The sequence below is a fragment of the Corallococcus exercitus genome, assembly GCF_003611585.1.
In the GTDB taxonomy this organism is placed as follows: Bacteria; Myxococcota; Myxococcia; order Myxococcales; family Myxococcaceae; genus Corallococcus; species Corallococcus exercitus.
In genome coordinates this window covers 1-6,635 of record NZ_RAVW01000493.1, presented here as the reverse complement: position 1 = coordinate 6,635, position 6,635 = coordinate 1, and the positions used below count along the sequence as shown (strand labels likewise).

The window sequence follows — 6,635 nt, the reverse complement described above, 5'->3', positions numbered from 1 at the left end:
CCGCCGGCCCGCCGCAGGCTTGCCCGCTGACCCGGCCGCCAGGCCCGCCGCCGCTCCGGCCGCCCGGGTTCCAGCGACCCCCGCGCCCATCGGTGGTGGCGGGTTGCCCACGACCACGCCGCCCTCCCCGGCGGCCGCGGCGCGCAGCCCCGGCAAGGGAGACCCCTTCGCGGAGCCCGCCGAGCCCCGGCTGCCCATGGGGGGCTCGCCGGAGGACAAGCTGGAGTTCTTCCGGGGCATCCTGAAGCAGAAGACGGAGACCCTGGCCCGGGCGCGCGCGCTGTACGCCGAGCGCGAGGGCGAGGTGACGCAGCTGAAGGCCGCGCTGGAGAAGGCGCGCAAGGAAGGCGGCGGCGCGGGCGCTCCGGCGCGGTCGCCGCAGGACGAGCAGCGGCTGCAGCTGGCCCAGGCGAAGATCGACTCGCTGGAGGCGGAACTCGCCGCGTCGGAGGCGGACCGCAAGGACCTCTCTCGCGCGCTGGCGGAGGTGGAGTCGGAGGTCCCCCGGCTGACGGAGGAGCTCCACGCCGAACGCGAGTCGCGCGGGGCGATGGCGGAGGAGCTGGTCGGCGCGAAGGAGGCGCTGGGGCTCGCGCAGGACCGCGTGGCGGAGCTGGCCTCCGGCAAGTCCGAGGCGCAGGGCGCGCTGGAGGCGGTCCAGGAGCAGTACCAGTCGGTGCTCGCGGACGTGGAGCGGCTGACCGCCGAGCGCGACTCGCAGGCCCTGGCCATCAGCCAGCTGGAGACGGCGCTCGCGGAGGCGAAGGGCGCGATGGGCGCCCTGGAGAGCGAGAGCGACTGGTCGCGCAGCTCGCTGGAGGAGGCGCACGCCCACGCGAAGGGGCTGGAGGGCGAGCGGGATGCCGCGCGCCGGCAGCTCGCGGTGGTGGAGGACGGGCTCAAGACGCTCCAGACGCAGGTGACGGAGCTGGAGCGCACGCTCGCGCTGAAGGACGCGGACGCGGTGGGCCTGCGCGCCGCGCTCACCGCGCGCACGGCGGAGGCCGCGGAGCTGCCCTCGCTCCGAAGTGCCCTGGAGGGCCGTGCCGCGGAGGCCGCCCGGCTCCAGGCGCGCGTGCGCGAGCTGGAGGCCGAAGTGGCCCAGGCGCGCGAAGCCGCTCGCGCCGAGGTCGAGGCCGCGGAAGTCCGCGCGCGCATGGCCGAGTCGGAGCTGGCCTCGCTGCGCGAGGTGCTGGAGGCCACGGAGGTCGAACAGGTCTCGCTGCGCGACCGGATGGAGTCGGACGCGGCGGCGCTCGGCGAGGCGGTGCACGAGGCCGAGGGCCGGGTGCACGCGGCCGAGGCGAAGGTGGCCGCGCTGGAGGCCCAGCTCGCGGAGCTCACCGCCCAGGCCGCGGCCGTGCAGACCGAGCGTGAGGAGCACCAGCAGCAGCTCGCCGCCGTGGAGCGCAAGCTCGCCACCACGCAGGCGGAGCGCGTGGGCTACTCCGCGCGCGTGTCCATGCTGGAGACGGCCGCCGGCCAGCGCGAGGCGGAATTGCAGCGCCAGCAGGCCCTGGTCGCCAAGGCCCAGGAGGAGCTGTCGCTGGAGCGCGCCCGCCGCGAGGCGGTGGAAGCCGAGGCCGCGGACGCGCGGCTGGCGATCGCCGAGGCCGAGGGCCGCGCCGAGGCGCTGAGCTCCGGACATGAAGGTCAGCGCGAGGAGCTGGCCGCGCTCAACGAGCAGTTGGAGGCCGCCCGCGCGGAAGCGGACAAGGTGGACCGGCTCCAGCAGCGCGTGAAGATGGTGGAGGGCGCGCTGGAGGCCTCCGAGTCCAAGCGGCGCATCGCCGAGGCCCAGGCAGCCCGCGTGAAGGACCTGGACGCCGCGAAGGCCGCGCTGGAGGCGAAGCTCGCGCAGTCCGGAGCCACGCTCCAGTCGGAGCAGGCCGCGAAGGCGTTGCTGGAGGCGAAGCTCGCGCAGTCCGGTGCCGCGCTCGAAGCGGAGCAGGCGGAGCGGGCCGCGCTGGAGGCGAAGCTTGCGCAGTCCGACGTCACGCTCCTGGAGGAGCAGGGCGTGAAGGCGGCGCTGGAGGCACAGCTCGAGGAACTCCGCGCCGCGCTCGAAGCGGAGCAGGCGAAATCTGGCGGAGCCGACGCGCAGGCCGGGGATGCGGCGACGGCCGCGCTGGAGGCGAAGCTCGCCCAGGCGCAGGCCTCGCTCAAGGCCGAGCAGGCCGCCCGTCAGGCGCTCGAAGCGAAGCTCGCGGCGACCCCTGCTTCGGGCGCGGGTGCGTCCGCGGACGTGGTCGCCGAACGCGATCAGCTCAAGGCGGACGTGGCCTCCATGAAGCGCAAGCTGATGGCGGCCGAGGCAGCGCTCGAATCGGCTGCCAGCACCAAGGCGAAGGTGGCGCGGCTGGAAGCGCAATTGAAGGCCCTGAAGTAGAGGTTGGACCTCCATGTCCTTCGCCGCGCCCACGGACCCCCTGACGGGCATGCAGGCAGCCCGCTTCGGGCTCTACCTGCACTTCCCCTACTGCCTGGCCAAGTGCCCCTACTGCGACTTCGCGGTGGCGGTGGCGCGCCAGGTGCCGGAGGAGCGCTACGCCAACGCGGTGCTGGCGGAGCTGGACGCGCGCCTCGCCGCGGATCCCTCGCTGCGCACGAAGCCGCTGGAGTCCCTCTTCCTGGGCGGCGGCACGCCGTCCCTGTGGCACCCCCGCTACGTGGCCCGCGTGCTGGAGGGCATCGCCGCGCGCCTGTCGCTCGCCCCCGGTCTGGAGGTCTCGCTGGAGGGCAACCCGGAGCGCGCGGACGCGGAGCGCTTCGCCGGCTACCGCGCCGCGGGCATCAACCGATTGTCCCTGGGCGTGCAGTCCTTCCAGCCGGAGACGCTGAAGGCGCTGGGCCGCGCGCACGACGCGGCCATGGTGGACGGCGCGGTGGCGGCGGCGCGCAAGGCGGGCTTCCCCGTGGTGGCGCTGGACTTCATCTACGGCGTGCACGGCCAGACGCTCGCGCAGGTGGAGGCGGACGCGCGCCGCGCGGTGGCGCTGGAGCCGGAGCACCTGTCCACCTACGCGCTGACGGTGGAGCGCGAGGTGCTGGCGGAGTCCACGCCGCTGTCCAAGCAGCTGGAGCGCGGCGAACTCTCCCTGCCGGAGGACGACGACGTGGTGGCCATGGCCCGCGTGGTGCGCGACGTGTACGGCGCCCACGGCCTCGCCCGCTACGAGGTGTCCAACCACGCGCGCGAAGGCCTCAGCTCCCGGCACAACGCGCTGTACTGGACCGGCGGCGAGTACCTGGCGCTGGGCGTGGGCGCCACCGGCATGCTGCTGTCCCCCCAGGCCCACCGCTACGTGAACCTCCGGAGCCCGGAGGCCTACCTGCGCACGGTGGAGGAGGGGAGGCTCCCGGAGGCCAGCCGCGAGGACCTGGGCCCCGAGGAGCTCTTCGCCGAGCGGCTGAGCATGGGCCTGCGCCTGGTGTCGGGGGTGGACTGGGAGGCCGTCTGTGAGCGATACGGCCAGCCCGTGGAGCCCCGGCGCGCGGAGGTGGAGCGGCTGGTGGCCCACGGCTTCGCCACCCGCCACGGCCGCAGGCTGGCCCTGACGGAGCGGGGGGCGGACGTGCACAGCGCCATCTGCGCGCGGCTGCTGTAGGCGTTTCCAGGAAGGATGATGCGACCGTGCTGACCAAGTGGTTCTTGTGGATGGGCCTCACGATGCTGACGGGCAGCCCGCTGCTGTCGCTGGCGCTGCTGGCCGTGCTGATGTTCGCGGCGGACCGCTTCACGCTCCAGCTGTTCCCCAGCCCCCTGCGCGCCTTCAAGCGATGGCAGCGCGCGGGCGAGCTCGCGGGCACCATCCTCACCAACACCCACGACCGCCGCGCCCGCGCGGAGCTGGCGGACATCCGCGTGGGCCAGAAGCGCTACCAGGAGGCGGTGGACCTCCTGCGCCCCAACCTGGACGCGGGCGACGACGACGTGGACACCCTCTACCTGCTGGGCGTGGCCTACCTGGGCGCGGGCGACGCACCCCGGGGCGAGCTGCTGCTCACCGAGGCCGAGCGCCTGGACGCCGACTACCGGCAGGGCTCCATCGACCTGGAGCGCGGCCGCTTCCGCCTCCAGCGCGGCGACTTCAAGGGCGCGCGCGAGGCCCTGGAGCGCTTCCTCCAGGTGCGCCAGGGCTCCGTGGAGGGCCGCGTGCTCCTGTCGCGCGCGCTGGACAAGCAGGGGCTGGACGTGGAGGCGAAGGAGGCCCGCGACGCCGCCTGGCGCGAGTACGCCATCGCCCCCCGCTTCCAGAAGCGCCGCGACCGCTGGTGGGCCTACCGGGCGCGCCCGTCCCGCCCGCTCACGTACGCCGCCGTGGCCCTGGTGATGATGGGCGTGGGGGCGTACCTGACCCGCTACCTGCCCACGCACGACACCGCCGGCCCCTACGGCACCTACTACGACGAGCCCTACGCCGCGGACGACATGGGCGGCGACGACGCGGAGTAGTAGGCTTTCCGCGCATGTTCCCCCCGCCGTCCCAGGTGCTGCGCCAGCGCGAGGGCCTGCTGGCGGACACGCCCTTCCCGCTGCTCTTGCACGCGCTGATGGTGGAGGAGCGCACCTGCACGCTGGAGCTCAAGGTGCGCCAGCGCGAGAAGCGCATCACCTTCGAGGACGGCGCGCCGGTGGCGTGCAACTCCAACCTCCTGCACGAGACGCTGGGCAAGTACCTGGTGGAGAAGGGCCGCCTGTCGGAGGCGGACTACCAGAAGGCCCTGGCGGAGAGCGTGTCCTCGGGCCTGCAGCTGGGCGCGCTGCTCGTGCAGAAGGGGCTCATCAGCCCCTTCGACCTCTACAAGCAGCTCCAGGCGAACCTGGCGCACAAGCTGCTGGACTGCTTCCGCTGGACGGACGCGAAGTACCGCCTCATCGCGGACGTGGAGAACCCGGACGCCACCGTGCGCGCCAACACCGCGCAGCTCATCCTCACCGGCGTCTCCACGCAGCTGCCCTTCGACACCGTCGCCACGCACTTCACCTTCACCGACGAGCGCCGCTTCGGACAGATGCCCGGCGTGGAGTCCGCCCCCAAGCTGTCCTCCAAGGACGCGCGCCTGTTCCAGGCCCTGCGCCAGCGGCCCACCTTCAACGAGCTGCTGGAGCGCACCGGCTTCGACATGGACGCCGTGCTGCGCCGGCTCTACGCGCTGTGCCTGCTGGGCGTGGCGGGCTTCGTGGAGGACGTGGACGCGCGGACCCAGGAGCTGGCCCAGAAGGCCCCGGCCGTTCCCGCCCACGTGCCAGAGCCCGTCCCCACGCCGGTGCCCGTGCCGTCGCAGGCCCCCTCGGGCACGCCCTTCGCGGACGAGGACGAGGCCGCGCGCAACGCGCTGGTGGGCGCGTTCCTCAACCACCGCAGCCTGGATCCGTTCGCGCTCCTGGACGTTCCGGAGGACGTGCAGCCGGTAGCGCTGCGCAAGGCGTTCCTCGCCGCCGCGGACCGCTTCGCCCCGCTGCGCTTCCACACCGCGGAGCTGAAGGAGAAGGCGGAAGGGATGCTGGCCGCGTACGCGCGGGCCTACGGCGCGCTGTCGGAGCCGGAGCAGAACGCGCTGTGGAAGAAGCGCCGGCAGGCCCAGCGGGAGAAGGCGCGCAGCAGCACCGGCCGGCCCTCCACCGCGGAGCAGTTCCGCATCCGCACGGACCTGCTGGACGCCACCACCCAGTTCGACGAGGGCAAGCGGCGCCTGGAGGCGCGCAACTTCGCGGGCGCCTTCGAGTACTTCGAATACGCCTGCGACATCGACCCGCGGCCGCTGCACCAGGCCCACCGCGCCTGGGCGCGTTACCTGATGAAGCCGGAGGCGCACGGCCGGCTCGCGCTCCAGGAGCTCCAGGAGCTGGTGCGCCAGGAGCCCGGCCTGGAGGAGGGCTGGGCCTTCCTGGGCGACGTGGCCCGCGGCGAGGGCCAGTGGGCGCTCGCGGAGGACGCCCTCCGCAAGGCCTTCAAGCTGAACCCCCAGCAGCGCCGCTACGTGGCGCTCATCCAGGAGATCGCCCGGCGGAAGTGAGCCCGCCGGACGGAAGGCCTCGGTGCGGGGCTACAGGCCCTGCAGGAGGGCGCGGTCGGCGGCGGACAGCCCCTCGCCCTGGGACACGTGGTGGACCACTCCCTGGACGTGACCGGCGGCTTCACGCGAGAGCTTCTTGCCCGCCAGCAGGGAGAACATGTCCTGGAAGTCCTTGTACTGGACGGTGGGCCCCAGCACGTACCGGTCGCCCAGGCCCGTCGTGGAGCGGTCCTGGTTGGCGCAGTAGGCGAACATCGGGGCGAAGTAGCGCTCGCCCGGCGGCACCTCGATGGTGATGGTCTGCACCGTGATGCCGTTCTGCACGTCGTCGTTGGTCGCCACGAGGACGGTCCCCGGCGGCAGCGTCACGGTGATGGGCGCGTTCGTGGTGTTGCGGAAGATGAGGCACACCCGCACCTCCTCGCCGGTGCCCTTGGCCTCGTCCGAGTACTTCTCGTCGCAGTCCACCGGGTTCTCCGGCGACCAGGCGATGATGGGGCTCTCCAGCGTCAGCCCCGCCGGCAGCGTGAAGGCCTGCCCCGTCGGGTCATCCTTCGAAAAGCCCAGGCCCGGCCCCAGGGACTTGCCGGTGTTGGTGCCCCCACCCGTCCCAC

At 73.5% G+C, this 6,635-nt stretch carries 5 protein-coding genes; 4 read left to right on the top strand and 1 reads right to left on the bottom strand.

The features are described from left to right. The 4 genes from D7W79_RS36745 to D7W79_RS36730 all read left to right on the top strand — a co-directional run. On the top strand, window positions 1-2,389 hold a 2,389-nt coding region (locus D7W79_RS36745), incomplete at its 5' end, for a coiled-coil domain-containing protein (protein ID WP_120529941.1). 13 nt (window positions 2,390-2,402) lie between these two features. Next, window positions 2,403-3,608, top strand: coding sequence for a radical SAM family heme chaperone HemW (gene hemW / locus D7W79_RS36740; RefSeq protein ID WP_120529939.1), 1,206 nt, complete (start codon window positions 2,403-2,405; stop codon window positions 3,606-3,608). A 29-nt stretch (window positions 3,609-3,637) separates the two neighbouring features. After that, window positions 3,638-4,456 (top strand): tetratricopeptide repeat protein, encoded by an 819-nt coding sequence (locus tag D7W79_RS36735; protein ID WP_120529940.1) that lies wholly within the window; start codon window positions 3,638-3,640, stop codon window positions 4,454-4,456. A 14-nt stretch (window positions 4,457-4,470) separates the two neighbouring features. Beyond that, on the top strand, window positions 4,471-6,021 hold the full coding sequence (locus tag D7W79_RS36730; protein ID WP_120529938.1) for a DUF4388 domain-containing protein: 1,551 nt from the start codon (window positions 4,471-4,473) through the stop codon (window positions 6,019-6,021). 30 nt (window positions 6,022-6,051) lie between these two features. Here the strand turns inward: D7W79_RS36730 and D7W79_RS44015 are convergent. Next, window positions 6,052-6,635 (bottom strand): hypothetical protein (locus D7W79_RS44015; RefSeq protein WP_120529937.1); only part of this gene is annotated, 584 nt, incomplete at its 5' end.

Excerpts from the sequence above, each read along its gene's own strand:
- D7W79_RS36730 (WP_120529938.1), top strand. The coding sequence starts at position 4,471 with ATGTTCCCCCCGCCGTCCCAGGTGCTGCGCCAGCGCGAGGGCCTGCTG.
- hemW (WP_120529939.1), top strand. The coding sequence starts at position 2,403 with ATGTCCTTCGCCGCGCCCACGGACCCCCTGACGGGCATGCAGGCAGCC.